The 23354-nt window shown below is 38.7% G+C and carries 17 protein-coding genes and 1 tRNA gene; 8 read left to right on the plus strand and 10 right to left on the minus strand.

What is annotated here, in order from left to right:
- Positions 1-52: 52 nt before the first annotated feature.
- The 4 genes from M9949_03110 to M9949_03125 form a co-directional block, all read right to left on the minus strand.
- Positions 53-1333, minus strand: coding sequence for a carboxypeptidase regulatory-like domain-containing protein (locus tag M9949_03110; GenBank protein ID MCO5250393.1), 1281 nt, complete (start codon positions 1331-1333; stop codon positions 53-55).
- A gap of 731 nt (positions 1334-2064) precedes the next feature.
- Positions 2065-2589 carry a DUF4252 domain-containing protein gene (locus tag M9949_03115; GenBank protein ID MCO5250394.1) on the minus strand — a complete coding sequence of 175 codons (525 nt, stop codon included), beginning with the start codon at positions 2587-2589 and terminating at the stop codon, positions 2065-2067.
- A gap of 9 nt (positions 2590-2598) precedes the next feature.
- Complete coding sequence (locus tag M9949_03120) at positions 2599-3135, minus strand: hypothetical protein (protein MCO5250395.1); 537 nt, start codon at positions 3133-3135, stop codon at positions 2599-2601.
- Entirely contained in the window at positions 3125-3652 is a 528-nt protein-coding gene (locus M9949_03125; protein ID MCO5250396.1) for an RNA polymerase sigma factor, read from the minus strand. The genes M9949_03120 and M9949_03125 overlap by 11 nt, the downstream gene beginning before the upstream one ends.
- A gap of 137 nt (positions 3653-3789) precedes the next feature.
- Here M9949_03125 and M9949_03130 point away from each other — a divergent pair, with 137 nt between their 5' ends.
- Positions 3790-4512 (plus strand): inorganic pyrophosphatase, encoded by a 723-nt coding sequence (locus M9949_03130; GenBank protein MCO5250397.1) that lies wholly within the window; start codon positions 3790-3792, stop codon positions 4510-4512.
- Positions 4513-4519: 7 nt separating this feature from the next.
- Here M9949_03130 and M9949_03135 read toward each other — a convergent pair.
- Positions 4520-4594, minus strand: a tRNA-Pro gene (locus M9949_03135).
- A gap of 50 nt (positions 4595-4644) precedes the next feature.
- The gene (locus tag M9949_03140; protein MCO5250398.1) at positions 4645-5676 is read right to left on the minus strand and encodes a CNNM domain-containing protein; all 1032 of its coding nucleotides are present in this window, start codon (positions 5674-5676) and stop codon (positions 4645-4647) included.
- 161 nt (positions 5677-5837) lie between these two features.
- On the opposite strand from M9949_03140, the gene M9949_03145 reads away from it, so the two are divergent.
- Entirely contained in the window at positions 5838-6278 is a 441-nt protein-coding gene (locus tag M9949_03145; GenBank protein MCO5250399.1) for an OmpA family protein, read from the plus strand.
- Here the strand turns inward: M9949_03145 and uvrA are convergent.
- On the minus strand, positions 6262-9069 hold the full coding sequence (gene uvrA, locus M9949_03150; GenBank protein MCO5250400.1) for an excinuclease ABC subunit UvrA: 2808 nt from the start codon (positions 9067-9069) through the stop codon (positions 6262-6264). The genes M9949_03145 and uvrA overlap by 17 nt on opposite strands.
- 178 nt (positions 9070-9247) lie before the next feature.
- Here uvrA and M9949_03155 point away from each other — a divergent pair, with 178 nt between their 5' ends.
- Complete coding sequence (locus tag M9949_03155) at positions 9248-10453, plus strand: hypothetical protein (GenBank protein ID MCO5250401.1); 1206 nt, start codon at positions 9248-9250, stop codon at positions 10451-10453.
- Entirely contained in the window at positions 10435-12597 is a 2163-nt protein-coding gene (locus M9949_03160; GenBank protein MCO5250402.1) for an ATP-binding protein, read from the plus strand. Before M9949_03155 ends, M9949_03160 begins: the two co-directional genes overlap by 19 nt.
- Positions 12598-12604: 7 nt before the next feature.
- On the opposite strand, the gene M9949_03165 is transcribed toward M9949_03160, so the two are convergent.
- Positions 12605-13354, minus strand: a complete 750-nt coding sequence (locus M9949_03165) for a hypothetical protein (GenBank protein ID MCO5250403.1) — start codon at positions 13352-13354, stop codon at positions 12605-12607.
- 194 nt (positions 13355-13548) lie between these two features.
- Between M9949_03165 and M9949_03170 the strand changes: the two genes are divergently transcribed.
- On the plus strand, positions 13549-15195 hold the full coding sequence (locus M9949_03170) for a redoxin family protein (GenBank protein ID MCO5250404.1): 1647 nt from the start codon (positions 13549-13551) through the stop codon (positions 15193-15195).
- A gap of 431 nt (positions 15196-15626) precedes the next feature.
- Here the strand turns inward: M9949_03170 and M9949_03175 are convergent, their stop codons facing one another.
- A complete protein-coding gene (locus M9949_03175; protein MCO5250405.1) occupies positions 15627-17243 on the minus strand; it encodes an FG-GAP-like repeat-containing protein in 1617 nt (538 codons plus the stop codon).
- 295 nt (positions 17244-17538) lie between these two features.
- On the opposite strand from M9949_03175, the gene M9949_03180 reads away from it, so the two are divergent.
- Positions 17539-19305, plus strand: coding sequence for an SLC13 family permease (locus tag M9949_03180; GenBank protein MCO5250406.1), 1767 nt, complete (start codon positions 17539-17541; stop codon positions 19303-19305).
- Between the two features lie 9 nt (positions 19306-19314).
- On the opposite strand, the gene M9949_03185 is transcribed toward M9949_03180, so the two are convergent.
- Positions 19315-19725, minus strand: coding sequence for a VOC family protein (locus tag M9949_03185; GenBank protein MCO5250407.1), 411 nt, complete (start codon positions 19723-19725; stop codon positions 19315-19317).
- 455 nt (positions 19726-20180) lie between these two features.
- Between M9949_03185 and M9949_03190 the strand changes: the two genes are divergently transcribed.
- Both M9949_03190 and M9949_03195 read left to right on the plus strand, forming a co-directional pair.
- The gene (locus M9949_03190; GenBank protein MCO5250408.1) at positions 20181-21785 is read left to right on the plus strand and encodes a T9SS type A sorting domain-containing protein; all 1605 of its coding nucleotides are present in this window, start codon (positions 20181-20183) and stop codon (positions 21783-21785) included.
- Positions 21786-21846: 61 nt separating this feature from the next.
- Complete coding sequence (locus M9949_03195) at positions 21847-23274, plus strand: T9SS type A sorting domain-containing protein (protein MCO5250409.1); 1428 nt, start codon at positions 21847-21849, stop codon at positions 23272-23274.
- Positions 23275-23354 lie beyond the last annotated feature (80 nt).

The raw sequence follows: 23354 nt of genomic DNA on the forward strand, positions 1-23354 counted from the left end.
TCAATCATACAATTCATAGTTCAGACCCATCTCTCACTCTGTTTCCCCAAATCTAATACTGCATCATCTTTTTGATTGATACATGGTCAAGTGGTTTCGAGAGCATATAAAATTCATCAATTCTACCTCTGAAATATGAGGAGCCGTCGTCGCTTGCGCCTATTACCAATGGTAGCCCGGATTTTTGCGGATTACCGGATACAATTTCTGAAATCATATTTCCATTTACATATAAAACCATTCTCCCCTTATTTGAAACTATGGCAATATGCGTCCAAATAGCTTTTGCGGGTATTGGCGCCTTTACATGACTTTCGTAACTTTCGCCATCACACACTCTGAAATAAAATGTATTTGTGCTGTAAATGTAGAAAACATAGCTTGCATTTGCCGGAGCTATCGGTCCCCATTTACCAAAGATATTGTTATCGGTTTTATTAGTTTTACCCATTGAGTTATCAGGAAATATCCAGAACATTATGGTATAATCTTCGCCAATATTTGTCAAATCGCTCGGTATTGATATTTTCGACGATGTACCATTAAAATAGACAGCACCATCTTCAACACCGTTGCGGTCTTGAGCAAATTGAATATTGTGAGGTGCGGTTTGGAGCAAATATTTCCCTTGGTCTAAAGTATGACCGTTGAATGATAGGTAGAGTTCGACATCATTTAAATCAAATTGTGTTCTGAACCTTGTTGTAAAATGCGAGACGTCGCTTTCTGTCATTGCGTCGTAAATGTCGTAGGCTACAATTCTAATATAATATTTCATCGAATCTTTAAGGTTTTCCACATGAAATTCGCTTTTGCTTATTCTATTTGCCACTTTGTATATCGGAGGATTGACCGTGTCGCAATAGACATCATATGTCAATTTATCGCCGTCAATATCTATACAACTCCAAACAATATTTGTTGTGTCGTCATAGACCAAGGCACCACTTGCCGGAAATTCAATGATTGGCAGCTCGGGAGCATTATTTGCATCAACTTTGGCTGTTAGCTTCACGTAGGCGCGGGTTTCCTTGTCGGATTTGACACTAATACTGACATTGCCAAGGTAGTAATCTTCCTTAGTCGCGATAATTCTATATGTTCCGGGACTGGCGTTGCCCAGATAAAAATATCCTTCGCTATCAGACAGAACCGATTCTGTTGCCGGTTCCGAGGATACTAAGGCATTTTGCAGCGGTTCCAGAGTTTTGTTATCATGCACATACCCAACAATCTTGCCATCAGCAACTATCGGTGCTTCAACAACAGGCTCATCAATACACGATGTCACATATAGACAAGCCAGCAGTACGAGTGTATAAAATTTTCTCATATAAAATCCCGTAAAAATATGTTTGAATCCAACGTTTCTTTCAAATATAATGAATATTCTGAATTTAGACAGTTTCATGAACTCAAAATGCACTATATTTCAAAAAACAATCAGCTATCTATACACTATGACACATGAACAGCAAAAAAATCTCAGGGTGAGAAAAATATAAAAATCCCCCTGCTCGCAAGCTCGCTTTCCCCCTTTCAAAGGGGGATTAAGGGGGATTTGTATTTGGTTTTTGTCAACTTTTTTTAGGACTAAACAAAAAAAATCTAAATATTTTGTTCCTTTTTTGGGTTTGAAGTGTCATCATATATATAAAAAGTGTTTTTTTCTGTAAATTTGACAATTTCGATTGTCTATACATTTAGGGAGAATCTTTTCTCCGGAAAGTTTTTTCCGTCCCGTCTTTAACAAAACCGGAACATCTTAACCTCGAAGAGGTTACATGTTTATAGAAATGATGATTGATGTTCGGTTCGATGCGACCTCGTAGAGGTCGAATTTAAATAATTAACGTTTTGCTATAAACATATGACTCCTTCGGAGTCAAGAGGGATTCAAAGGAGCAGCTTTTTCATCACCCACGGTTAAAACCGTGGGCTATGTTTGTCTTTCTCCCTCTCCTTCGGAGAATGTCGGGGTGAGGTTTCTTGGGTTTTCGCACAAAAAAAAAGGTACGGAAGCCGTACCTTTAAATTTGAGATTTGAAAGAAGCAAAAAAAAAATTACTCCAAATCTTTAATCTTGTCTGCTCCCTTGATGTTGAGCAATTTGCCGATGGTCGAAATCTGTTTGAGATTGATTGTACCGTTCATCCAGATAATGACAGCTTCTTGTGGTCCTGCAACGGTCATCACGAAGTCGGAGATTTTTTCGCCCTGTTTTTTGACCATTACCTTGATGTTGCTTTCTTTGTCATTCATATTCATGATTGTACTAAAGCCTGCACCTGGCTGGAATTTCCGGACATCTTTGATAAATAAAAGACCTTCACCGGGCTTTTTTGATTTCCCGATGGCAAACGAAAGCACTTTAAGATTCTCGACTCCTGCCAAGGCGTTTTTGAGAGCTCCTTGGTCTTTTACATCCGACATTTCCGAAAGCATTACTGCAGGGTCGTTCAAACTAACCGTAGTGAAGCCCTCTTTGGAGCCAAATTTCTCGATTAATTTATCCAACGATTCGTTTTGAGCGTACCCAAAAAGTGTGGCAAAGAAAAAGAAAAAAGCAATGTGTATTAATTTTGTCATGAAATCCCCTTAATTATTATTGAAATTATTATCGTCAAAATTGACAAGTGAGAATGTTCCCAATCCCATAAGACCTTGCTCGACCATATTCAATTTGTCGAGGTCGCTTGTAGCGGCATCCATACGCTCTGCAATTATTTGCAAAGCTTTTGCCGTTTCGTAATATACTTGTTCGGGGTCGCTTTCGTTGTGATAGACATTTTCCAAATCCTTACTTTGCTGAAAAACAGTAAAGAACAAGGTAACAGCTATCAGAACGACTGCGGCGGCACTCGAATAGTACATATAGTTGCGAGATTTTACAATCTTCGAAGTTGCTTCGTAACTGTTAATCGAATTGATTAGTCGTTTTTCGAAGTCATCTCCGGGAGCAACAATTGCAGATTCGGCTTTGTAGAATCTGAACTGTGCGGCTTCAGTCATAAGTTCTTTAGGAACTTCTGACTGTTCAAAAAATTCGTTGATGACGTTCTCTTCTTCCAAAGAGCTTTCGCCGTCGTAGAATTTTACAAGCAACAGCTTGATTTCATCAATGTTATGCTTCATTGTAGTAATAATTATAATTGTTATTCAAAAATTCTCTTATTTTTTTTCTTGCTCTGGAAAGATTTACTTTCAAAGTGTTAATGTTCATGTCCATAATCTCGGCAATTTCTTGGTAGCTGAGTCCCTCGATGTCTCTAAGTTGTACAATCATCTTTAGATTCTCCGGCAATTGTTCGACTACTTTTCCTACAATTTCGACTGCATCCGCTAATTCGGCTTTTCTGAGCGGCGATATATCTTTTTCCTGCAAATTTAACTCCGTAATGTCTAACCCCGAGTGTACGGTCTGGAAATGCTTGCTTCTGAATCTGTCAATACATAAGTTTTTGGTCATAGCCATAGCAAACGCCTCCACGCTCTGTTTTTTCTCTAAAGATTCGCGGTTAATCCATAATTTCATCATTACATCCTGGACCACGTCTTCAGCTTCGTCATGATTGTTCAACATTCGCTTAGCAAATCTGAACAACCTGTCTTTTACCGGCATAACCTTTGCCGTAAACTCGTTTATTTCCATATTATTCTGACGATTAATCCCAAAAAAGGTAACTATAAAAAGTAAAATATAAAAGTAAATATAAAAGAAAAAGAATACTTTTGTTGTAGTAACGAAATAAGTAATAGTTTAGATATATTTTTTTTTGCGGAAATGAAATGGATACACTGAAAGACTTTTGGAAATTAGCGGGATTACGCTACAAATCTCATCCTTGGCATGGTATTAACATTGGCGAGGATGCACCCGACATTGTGACTGTATTTGTCGAAGTAGTACCTTCGGACACTTTGAAGTATGAATTGGACAAGGAAACAGGGTATTTGAAACTCGACAGACCTCAAAAATTCTCTAACATTATCCCGGCTCCTTACGGTTTCGTGCCTCAGACTTATTGCTGGAAATCAGTGGCTGATTATTGCAATGACAAAACCGGACGAACTGACATTATCGGTGATGGCGACCCATTGGATATTTGCGTTCTGACCGAGCGGAATATAATGTATGGCAATATTATTCTTCAGGCTATCCCAATCGGTGGATTCAGGATGATTGACGGTGGAGAGGCAGACGATAAAATCATTGCTGTGCTTAAACAGGATGAAGTTTATTCGCAATGGAAAGATATTGCTGACGTTCCGGCTTCGCTGGTGACGCGTTTGAAGCACTATTTCCTTACTTATAAGGATATGCCCGGGCATCAGATGCAAAGATGCGAAATTACGCATACATACGGACGCGAAGAAGCACTCAAGGTAATTGATTTGAGCCGCAAAGATTATACTAAGAAATTCGGGAAATTGGAGAATAAGCTGTCAATAGCTGCTATGGAAGCGATTTCATTTGGGCAAGATTTGATACAAGCAAACAAGAAAAAGTAAAATTTTGTCGGGGTGGAGGGATTCGAACCCCCGGCCCCCTGGTCCCAAACCAGGTGCGCTAACCGGACTGCGCTACACCCCGAAAAAACAGATTACAAAAATACGACTTTTTTCGGACAAAACAAAATCTTTTTAGAATTTTGATGCAATTCTATTATCTCGGCGTTGTTTGGCAAGCAATCGCAAGTCAACGACTTTGTCCACCTCATCTACAATTTCTACGCCGAGCATAGTTTCGACGACGTCTTCCATGGAAATAAGTCCTTCTACGCCACCATATTCGTCCACTACAACAAATAAATGCTGGCGGCGATTGAGGAATCTCTCAAGAGCGGTGTCCAATTCAGCATTTTCGGGAATAAAATAAACTTCTCTGCAAAAATCTCTCAATTTAGTGGCACCTTTGCCCTTGAGCGCAGCAAGAAGTATATCTTTGGACATGACATAGCCCAATATACCGTCATCAAAAGATTCGCCCTCCCATATTGGAAATCGCGAATACATCTGAATTTCGGGCAAATTAACTACATCATCAACCGTTTTATCTGCATCAAAAGAAAACATTACAGTTCGCGGAGTCATAACGTCTGTTACATAAACTTCGCTGAAATTCATTATATTTTTGAGAATTCTATATTCGCCGGGTTCGATTAATCCATCCTCGTGAGCAGACTCAACCAAAGCGGAAATTTCTTCACGACTTTCATCGCTTGTGCTTTTTCCGCGAATATTATCGTGCATCTTCGAAAAAACCCAATATAGCGGGAAGCCCAAGTAAAAATACAACTTGATGATTGCTGTCATCGCCGGACCAATTGAATCCGCAGAAACCGCTCCAAAAGCATAAACTATGGTTCTTGAAAACATTAATATCAATGCTGTGGCTATTAACATCGCAATTAGATTAACAAATCCAAATCCGAATTCCGATAGATAATATCCTAAGAATACGGATGAAGAGATATACAATCCTGTTTCGACTATCAACAAAGGATTGAGTGTTTCATCGTGCTCGGATTGCATGTATTGCAGGGATTGTGCTTTTTTGTAGTTTCGTTCTATAAGGCTGTTGATTTCATCATTGGACATGTATGTTAGTATAGCCGAACACAGTGATGCGCCAATGCCAATTACGTAAAGAAGCAAAATAAGAGGGACTTCCATTTTTGCAGAGCTAACTCCACCTGATTGTGTAACAAAATAATTTTATAAAAATAAGAAATTATTGCTAATTTGAATTAAACTTTTATCCAAAGTGTAATCTTTTTCATTTTATAGTGTCTATACATATAGAGTATTGTTGAATTTTAAAAAGAAAAATCGTTATGAACCAAAAAATTAAATATTTGTTATTTTCAGCACTCGTTGCTGTTTTCTTTGTGCTTGCCGCTCAAGTAAGTTTTAGCCAAAGTGTGCATTCTTCAATTACCTCAGGTAAAAAATTCATCGTTTACTTTGGCGAAGATTCGACACATATCACTCTTGATGCAGCTGAAGTTTTAGACAAAATGGTCGCTCACGGCAAGAAAAATAAAGGGCAAAGGTTTCTGATTACAGGCTTTTTCCACGAATATGAAACGGATGGATTAGCTGAAAGAAGAGCCGAAGCTGTCAAAAAATATTGTATGATGCTCGGAATGCCAGAATCACAAATACTCACCAGGCACGCAAAGCAATTATTGGCTCAAAATGAAGAGGGCATATTTGAAGACGAAGACCGTATCAAAACCCGTAGAGCTGAATTGATGTTTATTGACGCACCTTAAGAGATTTGAAGAAATCTTTTAGTGCCCTTGCAGTGTGTGATTGCTCCACATTGCAAATTTCTTCGGGGCTACCTTGTGCAATTACCAAACCTCCGTCATCTCCCGCTTCGGGACCCAAATCTATGACATAATCTGCAGATGCAATCACATGCAGATTATGTTCTATTATTATTAGCGTATTTCCGGCATCTGCGAGCTTGTGAAAGCAAGTGTTAAGCGTGGCTATGTCATCAACGTGCAATCCCGTAGTTGGTTCGTCGAGTATAAACAGCGTTTTGCTGTTCACGCTTGTATCTAAATGACTTGCGAGTTTGATACGTTGTGCTTCGCCACCTGAAAGCATTGTGGATGGTTGTCCCAATTTCAAATATCCAAGCCCGACTTCCTCCAAAATTTTCAATTTTTTCAGTATTCTCGGCTTATCCTTGAAAAAGTTGATAGCGGTTTCGACTGTCATATCGAGTATATCAACGATATTTTTGCCTTCGTGGCGGATTTCGAGCACTTCCTTTTTGAATCGAGTTCCTCGGCAAGATTCGCAAACTAAAGAAACATCGGACATGAATTGCATGTCAATCGTTACATAGCCTTCGCCCTCGCACGTTTCGCATCGTCCACCTGCCACATTGAACGAAAAATGTCCTGCTTTCCAACCTAATTGCTTTGATGCTTGAGTGGAAGCATACAAATCGCGAATCAAATCGAAAACTTTTACAAATGTTGCAGGAGTGGAGCGCGAAGATTTGCCGATTGGTGTTTGGTCAACCATTTCTACATGGTCAAAATTTTCGAATCCCAAAATTGATTCAAATTTGCCGACATGGTCTTGAAAACCGCCTCGGTGCTTTTTAATTCCCGAATAAATAATATCTTTGACTAAGGTACTTTTGCCGGAGCCTGATACGCCCGTAACGGCAGTAATGCATTCCACAGGAAATGACACGGCATCAATTTTCAGATTATTTTCCTTAGCTTTCGTAACGGTTATAAATTTCCCTGTTCCTTTTCTTCTCTTTTTCGGAATATCAAATTGAATTTTATTCGAGAAATATCTCCCTGTTAGCGAGGTATCTGATTCTAACAATTCGGTGTAATTCCCACTGAAAACGACTTCTCCGCCATGTTCGCCGGCTCCGGGACCCATATCAATAATGTAATCGGCATATTTTATAACGTCAGGGTCGTGCTCTACAACTATGACCGTGTTCCCGAGATTGCGAATTTTGAGCAAAATCTTAATCAATTTCATGGTATCTCGCGGGTGCAAGCCGATGCTCGGCTCATCAAGCACATATAAAGTTCCGACTAATGCCGAACCCAATGCAGTAGCAAGACTGATTCGTTGCGATTCGCCACCGGACAAAGTGTGCGATAACCGAGCAAGATTGATATATTCCAAACCGATGTCATTGAGCAAATTAAGCCTATGATTGATTTCATCGAGTAATCTTTCAGCAATTTTGTAATCATATTCATTCAGTCTCACTGTCAAGAAGTAGCTTTTCAAATCTTTCAATGACATTACTATCAGTTCGGGAATGTTTTTGCCGTTGACATAAACCTGCCGTGCAGATGTTCTGAGTCGAGACCCATTGCAGGCTTTGCATTTGGTATATCCGCGGTAACGGCTCAATATCACACGATAGTGCATCTTGTAGCTTTTTTCTTCGAGCAAATTGAAAAAGCCGTTAATGCCAATGTAAGTGTCTTGCCCGTTCCAAATTATTTCCATATCTTCGTCGCTCAAATCGGCAATCGGTTTTTCTAAGTCAATTCCATATTTAGGAGCAATCTGCATCAAATCTCGCAAATACTTGGACAAAGTTTCTCCTTTGAACGGGTGAATTGCGTTATTTAAAATTGATTTTGAGCGGTCGGGGAATACCAAATCTTCATCAATTCCGATTGTCCGCCCGAATCCTTGGCATTTGTGGCATGCACCGTGCGGATTATTAAATGAAAAGAGTCGTGGGTCGGGCTCTTCGTACAAAATGTCGCAATCGGGACATTCGTAGAGATTTGTGTATTTGTAGCTGTTATTTGTGCTGATGTCATAAACGTGAATCTTACCGTTGCCTAAAGTAAATGCAGATTCGAGCGAATCAGTTACGCGACTGACGAACTCTTCATCATGGCGAACTATAGTCCTATCCACCAATACTGTGAGAGCAGCGCTATCGTAAGATTCAAATACTTCACGATTGTCTATTTCAACGATTTCCAAATTGTCAGACTTCACAAATCTGAAAAAACCCAACTGTTTGAGATTTTCAAAATAATTTTCAGTACCTTTTGATGCGTCTTCCGGTGGGAACGTGATGTACAGCTTAGTGCCTTCGGGCATTTTGTATAATAATTTTGCAACTGATTGCGGAGTGTCCTTGTAAATTTGATTGCCGCAACTATAGCATATTGTCTTGCCGATTCTGCCGAAAAGCAAACGGAAATAATCATAAATCTCGGTGGAAGTGCCAACCGTAGAGCGTGGGTTTCTGGAATGAGTATTTTGCTCGATAGCGATAGCAGGCGGCAATCCCGTAATCGTATCGCAATCCGGCTTTTGCATTCTCTCCAAAAATTGGCGGGCATAGCTGGACAAGGACTCGACGAAACGTCTCTGTCCTTCGGCATAAATTGTATCGAAAGCAAGAGATGATTTGCCCGAGCCGCTCACACCCGTGATGACAGTCATTCTGTTTCTCGGGATGCTGACATCAATGTTCTTCAGATTGTGCAGTTTTGCACCTGTCACATTCAAGAATCTCAATTTTGGATTTGGTTTGGCTTTCATATAATTTTAAGCAACATGCACAAATAAAACTTGTAATATAAAGCAAGAAAATGAATTGTTGGGATATTTGTTGAAAATAATTTCTAAAATATTCCATTTTCAAAAATAAATTATTGTTATTCGATTTGTTTTTGTTAAATTTATCCTTTGTGTTATCTATAAATATAAATATAAAATAATGAACTCTTTTGTTTTCTATATTTTGAATGATTTGCTCTCTGAATCGGCAGTTATGGAGAAGTTGATTATAAACTATTTCCCCGATGCAATCGTGAAGCGTTTTTCCGATGCTAAGTCTTTTCTATATGATATGGAAAGCGAAGTGATGTCGCCCATTTCATTAGTCGAATTCCAACTCAGCGGAATTGGTGGAGTCAGCTTGTTGAAGAAAGTGAAGAGTTTTGAGAAATTCCGCAACTCGATTTTCATAATGATACTTGACAGCTATGACAAGGAAAACTATATCAAAGCACTGCAAACCGGAGCTGACGATGTGCTAATCAAGCCCATCGTTGCCGAACAGCTTTTTGTCAAATTAAAAAATGCTATCCGATTGAATCAGCAATTTGAGATTAATGCGGTCTTGAATCAGCAATTAAGCTTGGCTAAGGAGAAATACGATACAGAAGTAAGCAATACTTACAAAATGCTCAGAAAAATCTTGAGTATGAAATTGCCAAGCAAGGACAGTGAACTAAGTCGAATTCATGACGCCTGTAAATATATCGCCCATCAAGTTATTGATGATAGTGCAGAAATCGAAAATCTTTTATTAGCTACTCAATTTTGCTATCTTGGCAAATTACCTTTTAATGATAAAATCATACTTAATCCGGTTATGATAGAAGGCGTTGTCCAAAACGAAACGATGCTCCAATATCCGGAAAACGTTAAAGCTGTGATGAGTCTGATGCCCGATTCAACTGAAGTAGAAGCTTTACTTTACCATACTTACGAAAATTTTGACGGAACCGGAATTCCCAAAAAACTCAAATCATGGGAAATTCCTTTAGGAGCGAGAATCTTACGTGTTGCCATTGATTTCGAATACCTCAATACGAAAAACTCCGGCAGAGAATCAAAAGTTATTGACATCATGTTCGAGCAAATCAACCGATTATATGATTACAGAGTATTGGCATTTTATGACCAATATTTAGCATACAAAAATTCTCGTCCGGGACTGAGTGGCAGAGCTTTGGAGGAATCAATTGCCCCAAAAGGCTTACGCGAAGATATGATTTTGTCTCGAAACATAATTACAAGTTCAGGTCTGAAATTGTTAGCTTCAGGTACAAGGTTGAATGATGCCAATATTGAAAGAATACAATCTATATTGTTGTCAGACAGCATCATAGGTAAAATTTGGATAAAAGTATTCTAAATTATATGGATAGTGACTCAAATTCGGATTATAAGCTTGATGTCATTAGTGGATTGCTCAAGCAAATTCAAAATTTGAGCGAATCTGATAAAATCAGCTTAAATAAAGCAATTGCTGATTTGAAAACTCAATTAGAAAACTCTTCCAAACACGAAGCAAATCTCCGACATACACAAGATGCACTCAGCCAAAGTGAATTAAGTCTGCATAGTATAATCGAAAAAACTCCTGTGGGAATATGTATCACAGACAAAGACGGCAACTTCGAGTATGCAAACCCATCATACCAGAAAATTTACAAATACACAAGCGACGAACTAATCGGACAGCATTTCACGATTGTCGTTCATCCTGATAATCGCGATTATCTTAGTGATTTGCATGATAAATTCATTTTGGGAAGCGATGGTTCGGAAGCTCGGGGCGAATGGACTGTGATTAACAAATACGGCGATGAAATCAATATTATTGCCGATGCTGCCAAAATTATCGGCTCCGATAATAGCCCCAAGAAAGTCACATTTGTTATTGATATAACGGAACGAATGCGTGCTGAAAAACTCCAAACGGGTATCAACAAAGTCCTCGAAAGTGTTGTTGAGGGCAGAGAGCTCGAAGATATACTCCAAATGCTTGCCGATACTATCGAATCGCAAGATAAAAATATTGAAAGTGGCATTGTAATCACTGATATTGATTCTAAAAGTATTTCACTTGTGGTATCAAAAGCGGTTTACAATATTCGCTCTGTTTTAATTGAACTCGAAACCAAAAAATTTGATTTGGACACAGAGCAAATATTGCAGCCGAATCCAATATACACATCATTTGATTCCGAAATATTCATCAACCCTCTGATGGAAAGGCTCAGCATCCGATACAAATCAATATTAGCTATTCCGATTATAATTTCCAATACAAGATATTGCGGAAGTATATATCTTCTCAATAAGTTAGACCGTAAACCCGATGCAAATATTAGGCGAATGATTGAATCCGTATCGCATGTCGCAGGAATTGCAATTAATTTGAAAGAAACGAATAGCAAGTTAATTAATGCAAAAGTCGAATCGGAATTTGCAAATAGAACAAAAAGCGAATTTTTGGCAAATATCAGCCACGAAATTCGCACTCCGATGAATTCTATACTCGGTTTTGCAGAATTATTGAAAGACATTAGTCCCCAACACCCGAAATATCAGGATTATCTCGAAGGAATTTTGGTTGGTGGCAATAATTTGCTTCAGCTTATAAATGATATTTTGGATATGTCGAAAATTGAAGCAGGAAGATTAGAAGTTCATCCGGAAATAGTTGATGTCCGGAAAATTTTCCGCGAAATCGAATATATTTTTTCATTGATAATAAGAGAAAAGGGCTTGGATTTCATCGTTTCTGTTTCAGATAATGTTCCGCAATATTTATATATTGATGAAATTCGCCTGCGACAAGTGCTATTCAATTTAGTAGGCAATGCAGTCAAATTTACCGAAACAGGCTCCATTAAAATTAATATTGATTGCAAACTCGAAGACGTAAGCCATTGCGATATGAGAATTTGTGTCGAAGACACAGGCATTGGAATCCCAGAATCCCAAAGACAAATCATTTTCGAACCATTCAGGCAGCGCGAAGGTCAAAACGCCAGAAAATACGGTGGGACAGGATTGGGGCTTACAATCACCAAAAGATTGCTCGAAATGATGGACGGCAAAATTGAATTAGAAAGCGAAGAAGGAGTCGGCTCGAAGTTTTCGGTGATAATTCACAATCTTTTCATTGGTATCGAGATGGACCCGCTTGAAAATGCTGAAAATGAGATACTTGATGACAATCAAATCATCACATCCGGGGAAATCAGCCAAATAATCGAAAATTCGCATATAATTTTACCCAAAGAATACGAAGCCACGCTAAAGAGCGAGATATATCAATTATGGATGTCGGCACATAATACATTCATCTTCGACAAAATTAATGCTTTTGCCGATAAACTAAATCAAATTGCACACATTACGGGAAATCCGATTTTGATTAATTACAGCGTACTGCTTTTGGAAGATGTCCGAAAACTGAATATTGACAATATTATCAAAATATTGCCATTGTATTTTACAATTATCCAAAAAGCAAAGTACGAATAACTAATAGCTACATTACATCCCAAGGCAAAACAGTAGTTTCGACTACTCTGCCATCTTTGAATTTCATTATCAACCCAACAAGACCGAATTTGTGATTGCCAACATACACAATTGATTGCAAAAGTGGGTCATCAGGAGTCATTTCTTCTACTTTTATAGTTTTGACACGCCAAAATGCAAGGTCCCAATCTTCATCAGGATTCTTTTCAATTACTGTTCTGACGATTTTCTTTCCTTCGGAATTAGTGAATTCGTACTTGTCGCCAACATTTGAAGAATATTTTATAGCAGTAAAGGGTTTTGACAAATCGCCTTTGGCATGGAAATAGTCTTGAATTCCTTCTGAAGTAATTTTCAACTTGAATTCGACATCAAGTCGCAAATTTGCATGGTCGCTCGTGTCAATAGTGGCACCATATTTTGCCAAATAAATGTCAACAACTTGATGCTTCATTTCTTCTGACAAATCTTGAGTCCCAAGCAAAGTATCAATAGCTTTCAAATCGTCAACAGTTGAGAAAAAGGTCCCCTTGAAAGTGACAATTCCGTTTTCGTTTTTCGTAATTATCACCGAATCACGGATATTTTGTAGAGCCGGTGTATAGACATCCTTGATTTTGATTGATACACCAAATTCATTCCCGACTTTAGTAAGATCGATATCGGTATTGCCACCCATATCGTTAGGTCCCGTAGTCGAATCGCAAGCAAACACTGCTAAAACGACCAAAAAAGCAAAGAGAGTTCTAATTTTCATTTGAAAATCTCCAAAATGGTTAAACACAATCCAAAAGTAATACAAAAAACTGAAGAATGCAAGAAAAATACTTTATTATTATTTAAATATATCTATATTTGATTGCTGATTTGGTTTTTTAGTTTATTTTAGAAAAATAAGATTAATAAGAATATAAATAAAAATACACTATCTATAATAATTGGAGTATTAAGATGAAGACTATCCTTGTGGCTGTTTTAGCATTATTCATGTTCGCTGCCAATCTCCATTCAACAGTATTAAAAGGTGAAATCACCGGTCATGACGGGAAGGCGATTTCAATGTCCCATGTTTTTCGTTCTTGGAACTACTATCAATTTGATGAAATTGTGCAGGCAGACGAAAATGGAAAATTTGAAATTCCTCTTACGGCGCAAGGTCCGATTGAGTTTACTTTTTGCGGATTGAATCATTTGCCTCACATTGTAAGATTTGAAGTGCTTGATTCCACAAAGCCTATCGAAATCAATGTGCAATTGCAGTATTACGTTTACGAGAAAGATGTCACAGAACTAAGCATCATCGGCGGTTTCAATGACTATGATTTTGAAAAAGCAGTAGCAATGACAAATATTGGCGATGGTAAATTTACTTACAAATTGGAAAATTTCAGCTCCGATACGCTCAAATATCAAGTTTTGGGAATGGTGAACAGACCCGAAGCACGCAGCATCAACGGGACTCAAGCCGATTTTTATACGCTCGACGGGGGTGGAGATTATTATTCCGTGCTTGTTTCGCCAAGCAGAAATTTTGAAATTACTTTTGAAACATCGAAATTAAAATACATAGAGAGCGTAGCAAAAGTCACATTTGTTGACGAAATATATAGCAAACAATATGCTTTGTCATCAAAGCTGAATGAGCTTGAACAATCCTCTCGAATGCACTTTTCCAAAGCTTTGCAAACCCATAACAGGGATAAAGTGTCCGAGCCATTTCTTGCTTTATCACAGGAATATTTAGATTTAATCGCTGCCCAAGACATGATTGAATCCAAAGATAAAGTAACAATAGCATATATGAGATATTTGAGCCATCTCAGCTATTACACGGAACTACCAAAAGTAAATCTGACACCTGTGCTTGATATGATTAAGAGAACGCCGGCAGAATCAGACAAAGTTAAGGAATTCGGAAACGGATTCGATTTGTTGGCGATAGCAAAACATCAAGGGATACCTCCCCACGAATATGAATATATTTTGGATGTAATTGAGAAAAATCCTGATAAAGCATTTGCTGCTGAATTGCTTAACTATTTGATTCATAATATTATCCGCACCGATGAAGAAACCGGATTGAAACTATACAATCGGATAATCGCAGAGTTCCCGAATGAAGAAGCTACAAAACGCGCTCGCCAAGAATATGACCCGAATCGTGCAATGCAAGTTGGCAGGAAAATCCCCGATTTTAAATTCAAATCCTTAGACAATCCCGACCAATTCATAACACCCGAAACACTGAAAGGCAAGTATGTTTTGATAGATTTGTGGGCTACTTGGTGCGGACCCTGTATAATGGAAATGGAAAATTTGCACGAAACATACCAAGCCTATAAAGATAAGGGATTTGAAATATTGAGCATATCAGTTGACCCAATGGCGTCGCGAGTTGTCGGATTCAGAAACGGGAAATGGAAAATGCCCTGGTTGAATGTATGGTCAGAGGGTCAATTCCAAAGCGAAGCCGCCAAAATATTCGAAGTGACCGGAATCCCCCGCTTTGTGCTAATCAACCCCGACAGCGAAATCATAGCCGTTGACACAATTCGCGGCGCAGGACTAAAAGCAAAATTAGCCGAATTATTGAATTGAGGGTTGGGGAATGCGTCATTCTGAGCGAAGCGAAGAATCAAGATTTATTAAAAGACATGGATTCTTCGCCTTCGTCTCAGAATGACCAGTTGTCTGAACTATGATTTGTGTGATTAGTGTGATTAGTGTGATTAGGAAGCTCTCAAATTCTCCATTCATCCGATGACTCGAAGTATTCAGATTAAGTGAATTGATAAAAGCTGTGGCACATCTAAGTGGGAGTCATCGGATGAATTATAATTTCCCGTAGGATCTTACAATAGACGAAACCTTCGGAAGGTTAGGAAAGCATGCCTTTTCATGTCCCGTCAGTTGTTATAATTTACGGATAGGGATAAATCTGTAGTATAGTCGTTAGTTGTAACAAAGATGATACACTAACTTTGGAATAACTGACGGTACAGTAATTAGACTTCCGAATTCTTCATTCGTCACAACTTCACAAACATCCGCGTCCGGCTGCCGATACGGACGTAATACACACCACGAGAGAGATGCGAAATATCAACTCTCAAATTCCCGCTCCCTGAGCCTGTCGAAGGGTGAGCGGGCGGGGTGAGGTTTCTTACGCATTCACCAAGCGTATTGAAAATGTGAATTTCAGCACCTTCATCAACCCTACGGTTAACCGTAGGGTTGATGGTGTGGGAACTGATTTCAATATATTCCGTTGCGGGATTGGGGTGGATTATCGTGCTGATTTGCACTGCTTCGTTGATGCTTGTGGGTTTCGTGCAGATGCTGCTTGTCCTGTGAATGTTGTTCTGGAACATTGTCCAGTCGGGACCTTGCCCGGTTCCTGCTGAAATTGCGTATGCTCTGCCGTAATTACTGTGCCAATCGGGATATTCGACAAAGCCACCAATTATGAAAACATCGAGTATTCCGTCGCCGTCAAAATCCGCTACTACCGGGGCATGGTCTATCGAAAACTCTTTGCCGATATGGTCAGCAAGGTCAAGAGTCCAAATGACTGAAGCGTCAATGCCCCTAAGTGCGATTACTTGTCCGCCGGTAGTGCCGAAAATGACATCCGGCAATCCGTCATTGTCTATATCTGATAGCGCTGCTCCACGAAATGATTGTTCGATATTGGGAATATCATATTCCCAAAGTACTGAGCCGTCGCCTTTTAGGGCATAGTAGCGGTAAAAGCTCGAAAAGACTAATTCGCAATTTCCATCGCCGTCCAAATCGCCCACAACAACAGGCGAACCGATATATGAAATCGCCTTGAAACGCCATTTCAATGTGCCGTCTGCGGAATTGAGTGCAAAGAGATTGCCGGCATAATCGCCTATTACTAAATCATCTATTCCATCGCTGTCGAGGTCAACAACTGCGGTTCCGTGATAAACAACATCTTCCAAGTCGAATGTCCAGATTAATTGCTGGTCGTAGCCACGATAAGCATAAACTTTGCTTTGGTTGTCAGTTGTATCAAAATTCCACGAGGCTACTACGAAATCTAATTTTCCGTCGCCGTCAAGGTCAACAATTGTCGGAGCAGTCTGAATCCATGAGTTAGTGTCCACTTTTAAGTCCCACTTTTTGATGCCATCGCTTGCGTTCATACATATTACATATCCACCGAATTGTCCGTGCAAAATTTCCAATTTTCCATCGCCATCAATATCTGCTATTGTAGGCGGTGAATCGCTTCCACGTGTGAGAGTTTGCCATTTTACTGCTCCTGTTGCTCCGTCGAAACAATATGTGTAGGGATTGCACGAACTTGCGACGATAACGTCGAGCAAGCCATCGCCGTCCACGTCGTAAATGAGTGGCGCCGTGTCGTTGCATCCCTCCTGCCAACCGGATGTATTGTACTTCCAGAGCAATGTGCCATCGTCTAAATTGAGGGCATAAACCATGCTATCGTTGCGATAACAGCCGAAAACCACTTCGTATTTTCCGTCATGGTCAATGTCTGCGAGTGCGGACTGACCGTACGAATTATCGTTCAGGTCGTACCACCACTTAATTTCAGGTACTTGTGCAACACATTGGATTGCAACCAATGTAAAAATAAGAATCAAAGTTTTCATTTTTCACCCATGATAATGATTTTACAAACATAATAAAAGACTGTGAATAAGATAACATAAAGCGTGAATATTTTATATAGTAAATTTCCAAATCAACAATATTGCCTGCCCCATTGCTTATAAACAATTCAAATTCACACCAAACGTGATTAATCAATAGTCAAAAACCAATGTATTGATTGGATTCTTTAGATTTTGTAGTTTTTTTCAAAATGAAAGCTTGATAAAAATTAGCTTTGACTAAAAATTAGTTTTCAATATGTATAATTCTACGTGAAATTATTTATATTCGCATATGGAACAAGTAATAGTTTTTGCAACACTTTTTATAGTTTTGGTGCTTTTTGCATGGGGACGAATCCGTCATGATTTCGTCGCATTGATTGCTTTGTTCATACTTGTCATAGCAGGTATCGTTGCACCGGCAGACGCCTTCCTCGGGTTTGGTCACCCTGCTGTCATTACTGTTGCTGCAGTGCTTATTATCGGGAAGGGAATCGAATACTCGGGTTTGATGGATTTGCTCGGCAAGTGGATGATGAAACTCGGCAATAACGTTACAGTCCAATTGTTAGGATTGACAACTATGACGGGTATCGCATCTGCGTTCATGAATAACGTCGGTGCTTTGGCAATTATGATGCCGATTGCAATCCATTTAGCACGTAAAAGTGGCAACCCACCATCATATTTTTTGATGCCGATAGCTTTTGCATCATTGCTTGGCGGTATGACTACTTTGATAGGCACTCCACCGAACATTATTGCATCATCTTTTAGGATGAAGGAATTTGGTACACCATTTCAATTGTTCGATTTCGCTCCTGTTGGAGTCATCGTTCTTGTTGTAGGAATTTTATTCATCAGTTTGGTTGGCTGGAGATTGCTCCCTAAACGTTTTGCGGAAAAGTCGGAAAAAGACTTATTTAATATTGATGATTATATCACAGAAGTCAGAGTTACAGCACGCTCTAAAATGAAAAATTCTCTTATTGAGAATTTGAAAAAAAGCACTAAAACCGATATCCAAATTCTTGGTTTAATACGGCATAACGAAAGAATTCATGCTCCCGACCCAAAGGAAGAGTTGCAAGTTGACGATATTATTATCATTGAAACTGATGCCGACGAATTGAGTAATTTTCTCGAGTCAACTGATTTTGAACTTGTCGGTGGCAAAACGCTTTACAAGGAAGCCGGCGGCTCGGAATATATTACAACAACCGAAGCCATTGTCATGGCTGATTCACCTCTCGTCGGGCAAACAGCAACAAGTTCGCAAATGCGTACACGGTTTGAAGTTAATCTTCTTGCGGTTGCTCGACGAGAAACGAAAATTCATCGCCGATTAGACCAAATTATTTTCCGTACAGGCGATGTGCTTTTACTACAAGGGAAAGCAAAATCTGTTGACGAGGTCATCAAAACGATTGGATGCTTGCCTCTGGCACGTCGCGGATTGAGATTGGGCTATCAGAAAAAAATATTGTTGACTATGAGCATTTTCATTGCTTCAATATTGCTTGTGGTTTTTAATTTACTCGAAGTGCAAGTGGCATTTTCTTTAGCGGCAGTTACAATGATATTGAGCGGAATTTTGCCCCTCAAAGACGTTTACACAAGTATAGATTGGCCCGTAATAGTTTTGCTTGGTGCAATGATTCCTGTGGGTATGGCACTCGAAACTTCGGGTGGTGCTGCCACTATTGGTATGCATATTCTGAACATCGGCGATTCATTCCCAACTTGGGCTATGATTGCGATAGTTTTATACATCACAATGACTTTATCGGATGTGATTAATAATGCCGCAACGGTTGTTATAATGGCACCGATAGCCTTGAACGTTGCTCATGGTCTGGGTGTCAACTCTGACGCATTTATTATGGCTGTTGCAGTAGGTGGCTCATGTGCATTCTTAACTCCAATCGGTCACCAATCAAACACGCTCGTGATGGGTCCCGGCGGTTATCGCTTTACCGATTATTGGCGAATGGGTTTGCCTCTTGATATCTTAGTTATACTTATCAGCGTCCCATTGATTATGTATTTCTGGCTGTAAATTTTTGCATTATTCGCTTGGCATTGCGCTCAAATCCGTAAACATCACTTCCCACTGATGCCCGTCCGGGTCGGCAAAGCTATCGTAATACATCCAATCATGGTCTGCAGATTCACGATAACGAGTGCCACCATTTTCAAGAGCCAATCTGGTTATTTCATCTACTTCATCGCGGCTTTCGACTTCGATTGCAAATAATACCTGCGAAGTGCTTCCGTCCGCAATCGGGCGATTACAAAAAGTTTGGAAATATTCGTGCGAAATCATCATCGAGTACATTGTCGGGTCGCTCAAAATCAGACACAAAGCCTTATCATCGCTGAATTGCTCGTTGAACGAAAAGCCCAATTTTGACCAAAACTCTCTTGTCTTGGCAAGGTCTCTCACCGGAAGATTTATATATATAGATTTTACATTCATAATCAAACGCTAAAAATAAATTAAAAAAGTTCCCAAATGATAAACGGACAACAGTTTTTTTTAGTTAGTTTTTCTTATTCCCCCTCTTTCAAGAGGGTGTTACGAAATATTTTTAGGGCGTGCTAATTCTATCTAGCCGCAAAGGACACAAAGAGTTGAAATTGGTAAGAAGACAAACATAGCCCACGAATTTTGATGGTGGGTTAAGAAGGAAACCTCACCCCAACCTCTCCGAAGGAGAGGGAGAAAGAAAAATTGAAAAAAATAAAAAATTTGAAATTTTATTTGGAAATGACAAAAGTTTTTTATTTTGGGATATTGAATTTTACATTTTTGTAAATTGTTGTTAAATAAGGAGTAATTTATAATGAGTAATGTATTCGCCCCCCCCCCTCAAAGCCTCATGGCTATTGACAATTGTATTATCCTTACTATACTTTACTAATGTAACTGTAATGATTGCACAGAACGAAAAAGAGCTGTTTCCTGAGCAATTGCTTAGTTCATGTTGCGAAGAAATCGATATTGACTACTATGTGACGGAAGATTGTTGTATTCAAATTGATATTGACAATCCAAGTTGTGAAGACGCGAAAATTTCAATTTTGTCAAAAGCACCAAATTCACCGTTGTGGAATTTAAGATATGTAGAATCCGCACCTGCTACAAGTGTCAGTTATAAACTCTGCCCGTCTAATTATTCTACCTCAATGAGGTTTAGAATTATAATTCAACATGCAAATGGAGCACCGCATTGCGACACAAGCTTAATGGTTGAAGGAGTAAACCAATTTACTTATGATGTTGACATCAGTCACTGTTGCAACTGTGAAGGTAGTAGTTCATGGATAACCTCATACAAAAGTTCAGATACACTTTGTCCGGACTCATGTTCTTTTGGAGTGTATTTAAATATACCGGATTCTATTACTTGCTTTAAATACTATGGTACATGGATTGCAGAGTCAGGCAATGCGGCAAAAGATATTGATTCAGTTTCTAATATTATTAAGTGTGTTGGACCAGGAGAAGAATCAAGCATACGAATTAGATTGCTAACAAGTATGGAAGAATATCATTCTGCTTCAGGTTGTTATTTGAGTGCACAAATCTCTTGTGATACTACGACATACTTTTGGATGCCTGACATTGATTTAACTTGTTGGGATGATTGTGAAGAAGCGGAAGTAAGAAAAGATACTTTATCTGATTTTCATGTGCCTGGATGCTTTAATTGCCCAGTCACTGTTTCTTATGTAACAAGAAAATGCAATGACAAGCAAGAGTTACAAATTACAGGCTTCTGGACTCACAATACTTGGAATTGTAGAAATTGCCCGGACGAAATGCTTTACGATGCTGCTTTGAAAGAAATAATTTATAAAAATAAAATGGAATTTGAACCTACAGAAGTCAATGATTGTGATACGACTTGGCGTGTTGGAATAAGCAGTTGCTTTGGTACATACATATATACAAATTGGATAATGAAATGGGAAGAAGCAGGACCATCCGGCCCCGGTGGTTGGGTTTCAGTACTCGATACAATAGTTGTCAGAGTTGTATGCGATACTATTGATTGTTGCTTTAAGCAACTAACTGTTTGTAGATATGATGACCATATTACGATTGCAGATGGAGCATCAAGCGACACAAATATCATCTGTTTACCACCTCTTCAATTCCCAATGCTTGAACCACCAGTATTTTGCGGACCTTCGTGTGATTGGCTTGATAGTTTGGAAGGTTACTACTACCCCCATCTGAGTAGTAAAGAATCTTATGGAGCGAAATTCTTCCTATACGAAGAAATAAAGGTTAATTCTTATATACAGAATGGAAAATTTAATCTTGAAATTGAATCACCAAACTCCTCAGAAATAAAATTTACTGTATATGATTATTTAGGTAATATTTTTATCCAAAGTCCTATAAGAATTCAAGCTGGCACAACAAGATATAACATTGATTTAACACCATTAAATACAGGAACATATATATATACGATAGTCTTTGATGAGAATCTGATAAAAACAGACAAGTTTATTTATATTAAATAAAAACAATGTCATACTCCTACTGAAAATGTAGGAGTATGACTCTTTTTCTTTAGGAGTTAATATGATTTCGTATATTTTAAATATAATATGGCTTGTCCTAATATTGAATTCAATTTTGTATTCTCAAACCGAATGGGAGCAAGTGCATCCTTCTACTTATGGTACAGCTGCAAAATTTAATACTGTAAGATGTTTAGACAGTTTAAATTGTGTGTGTTTGGTATGGAATGGTACAGTATGTTGCGAAGGTGTTCTAAAATCCACAGATGGTGGCAAAACATGGAGTGAATTATATTACGAAAAAATTACATATGATGAAGAAGGTAATTTGATTTGGCCACAACCCAGATACATGAATTCAGTTTCATATAAAACAGTAGAAAATATCCTAATTTCACGTAGCCATGGGATGATTTTCAGGAGTAAAAATGGCGGTGAATCCTTTGATACCGTTCGAGTTGTAGTACCAGTCGATGGAAAATATCCAAGCAGTTCAGAATTAAAAAATATCCACATGTTCAGTAATTCAAAAGGGGCTGTTGTATCAACACCAAATATTTATATTACTAATGATTATTGGGACTCCTTTGAAATGATTGAAATATCACATCCCGATGTACCTGATGATTATATAATTAAAGCATTAGATATTCATTTTTTTGATAAAGATAAATTTACAATTTATTTCTTTGCCAATAAAGAAATTTCACCTAATAATTTCCATTTTTTATTCAAAGGATTCCTGACAACTACGGATAATGGCAAAACATGGCATATGCAAGATATTTTAAATGATTTTCAGGCAAGAAATGTTTACATTAATTCATTGTTTTCTCTAAATCCTATGATTGGATGGGCTGTCGGTTATGTTGTTTATGATACAGACAATGGGGGTAGATTAAGACACGGACTTGTTTATAAAACTTATAACGGAGGTTATACATGGGATTTAATTCATGTAGATGAAACTGAACCAAAATTTGGTTTATGGGACATTGCTTTTTATGATGAACTAAACGGAATAACAGTAGGTAAATACGGGAAGATTTTACGTACAACAGACGGAGGTTATAAATGGTTCTCCGATGTTCAATTGAGTGCCGAACAAGAATCTTCTCGACTCACTCAGGAAATTACTTTTGCCGGGCAAAATCCAATTGTATGTGCTTGGCAAGATGGTATTGTTCGTGGCACATACACACCATCTTCTGTAAAAGAAAGCGCAGAAGCAGGGAGCGGGCTGTCCGTCTTTCCCAATCCGGCAAGCGAATATATAGAAATAACCATAGCTATCAACCCTACGGTTAACCGTGGAGTTGATGAAATTGCTGACATCAAAATCTTCAATACTCTGGGTGAATGTGTTGAAGAAATCCCCCTTAATCCCCCTTTGCCAAAGAGGGAAACAAGAATTGATGTTTCGCATCTTCCTCGTGGTGTGTATTATGTTCGTATTGGCAGCCGGACGCAGATGTTTGTGAAGATGTGATTATGTTTTCGGACAGAACGCTGTTCTGTCCCTACAAAATATGATAATCCTGTTCAAGACAAAAAAAAATCCCCGCTTCC

The organism is Candidatus Kapaibacterium sp. (assembly GCA_023957315.1).
Lineage (GTDB): Bacteria > Bacteroidota > Ignavibacteria > Kapaibacteriales > UBA2268 > PGYU01.

Excerpts from the sequence above, each read along its gene's own strand:
- M9949_03190 (MCO5250408.1), top strand. The coding sequence starts at position 20,181 with ATGATTGCACAGAACGAAAAAGAGCTGTTTCCTGAGCAATTGCTTAGT.
- uvrA (MCO5250400.1), bottom strand. The coding sequence starts at position 9,069 with ATGAAAGCCAAACCAAATCCAAAATTGAGATTCTTGAATGTGACAGGT.
- M9949_03125 (MCO5250396.1), bottom strand. The coding sequence starts at position 3,652 with ATGGAAATAAACGAGTTTACGGCAAAGGTTATGCCGGTAAAAGACAGG.
- M9949_03170 (MCO5250404.1), top strand. The coding sequence starts at position 13,549 with ATGAAGACTATCCTTGTGGCTGTTTTAGCATTATTCATGTTCGCTGCC.
- M9949_03185 (MCO5250407.1), bottom strand. The coding sequence starts at position 19,725 with ATGAATGTAAAATCTATATATATAAATCTTCCGGTGAGAGACCTTGCC.
- M9949_03180 (MCO5250406.1), top strand. The coding sequence starts at position 17,539 with ATGGAACAAGTAATAGTTTTTGCAACACTTTTTATAGTTTTGGTGCTT.
- M9949_03165 (MCO5250403.1), bottom strand. The coding sequence starts at position 13,354 with ATGAAAATTAGAACTCTCTTTGCTTTTTTGGTCGTTTTAGCAGTGTTT.
- M9949_03130 (MCO5250397.1), top strand. The coding sequence starts at position 3,790 with ATGGATACACTGAAAGACTTTTGGAAATTAGCGGGATTACGCTACAAA.
- M9949_03110 (MCO5250393.1), bottom strand. The coding sequence starts at position 1,333 with ATGAGAAAATTTTATACACTCGTACTGCTGGCTTGTCTATATGTGACA.
- M9949_03195 (MCO5250409.1), top strand. The coding sequence starts at position 21,847 with ATGATTTCGTATATTTTAAATATAATATGGCTTGTCCTAATATTGAAT.
- M9949_03145 (MCO5250399.1), top strand. The coding sequence starts at position 5,838 with ATGAACCAAAAAATTAAATATTTGTTATTTTCAGCACTCGTTGCTGTT.
- M9949_03155 (MCO5250401.1), top strand. The coding sequence starts at position 9,248 with ATGAACTCTTTTGTTTTCTATATTTTGAATGATTTGCTCTCTGAATCG.
- M9949_03140 (MCO5250398.1), bottom strand. The coding sequence starts at position 5,676 with ATGGAAGTCCCTCTTATTTTGCTTCTTTACGTAATTGGCATTGGCGCA.
- M9949_03175 (MCO5250405.1), bottom strand. The coding sequence starts at position 17,243 with ATGAAAACTTTGATTCTTATTTTTACATTGGTTGCAATCCAATGTGTT.
- M9949_03120 (MCO5250395.1), bottom strand. The coding sequence starts at position 3,135 with ATGAAGCATAACATTGATGAAATCAAGCTGTTGCTTGTAAAATTCTAC.
- M9949_03115 (MCO5250394.1), bottom strand. The coding sequence starts at position 2,589 with ATGACAAAATTAATACACATTGCTTTTTTCTTTTTCTTTGCCACACTT.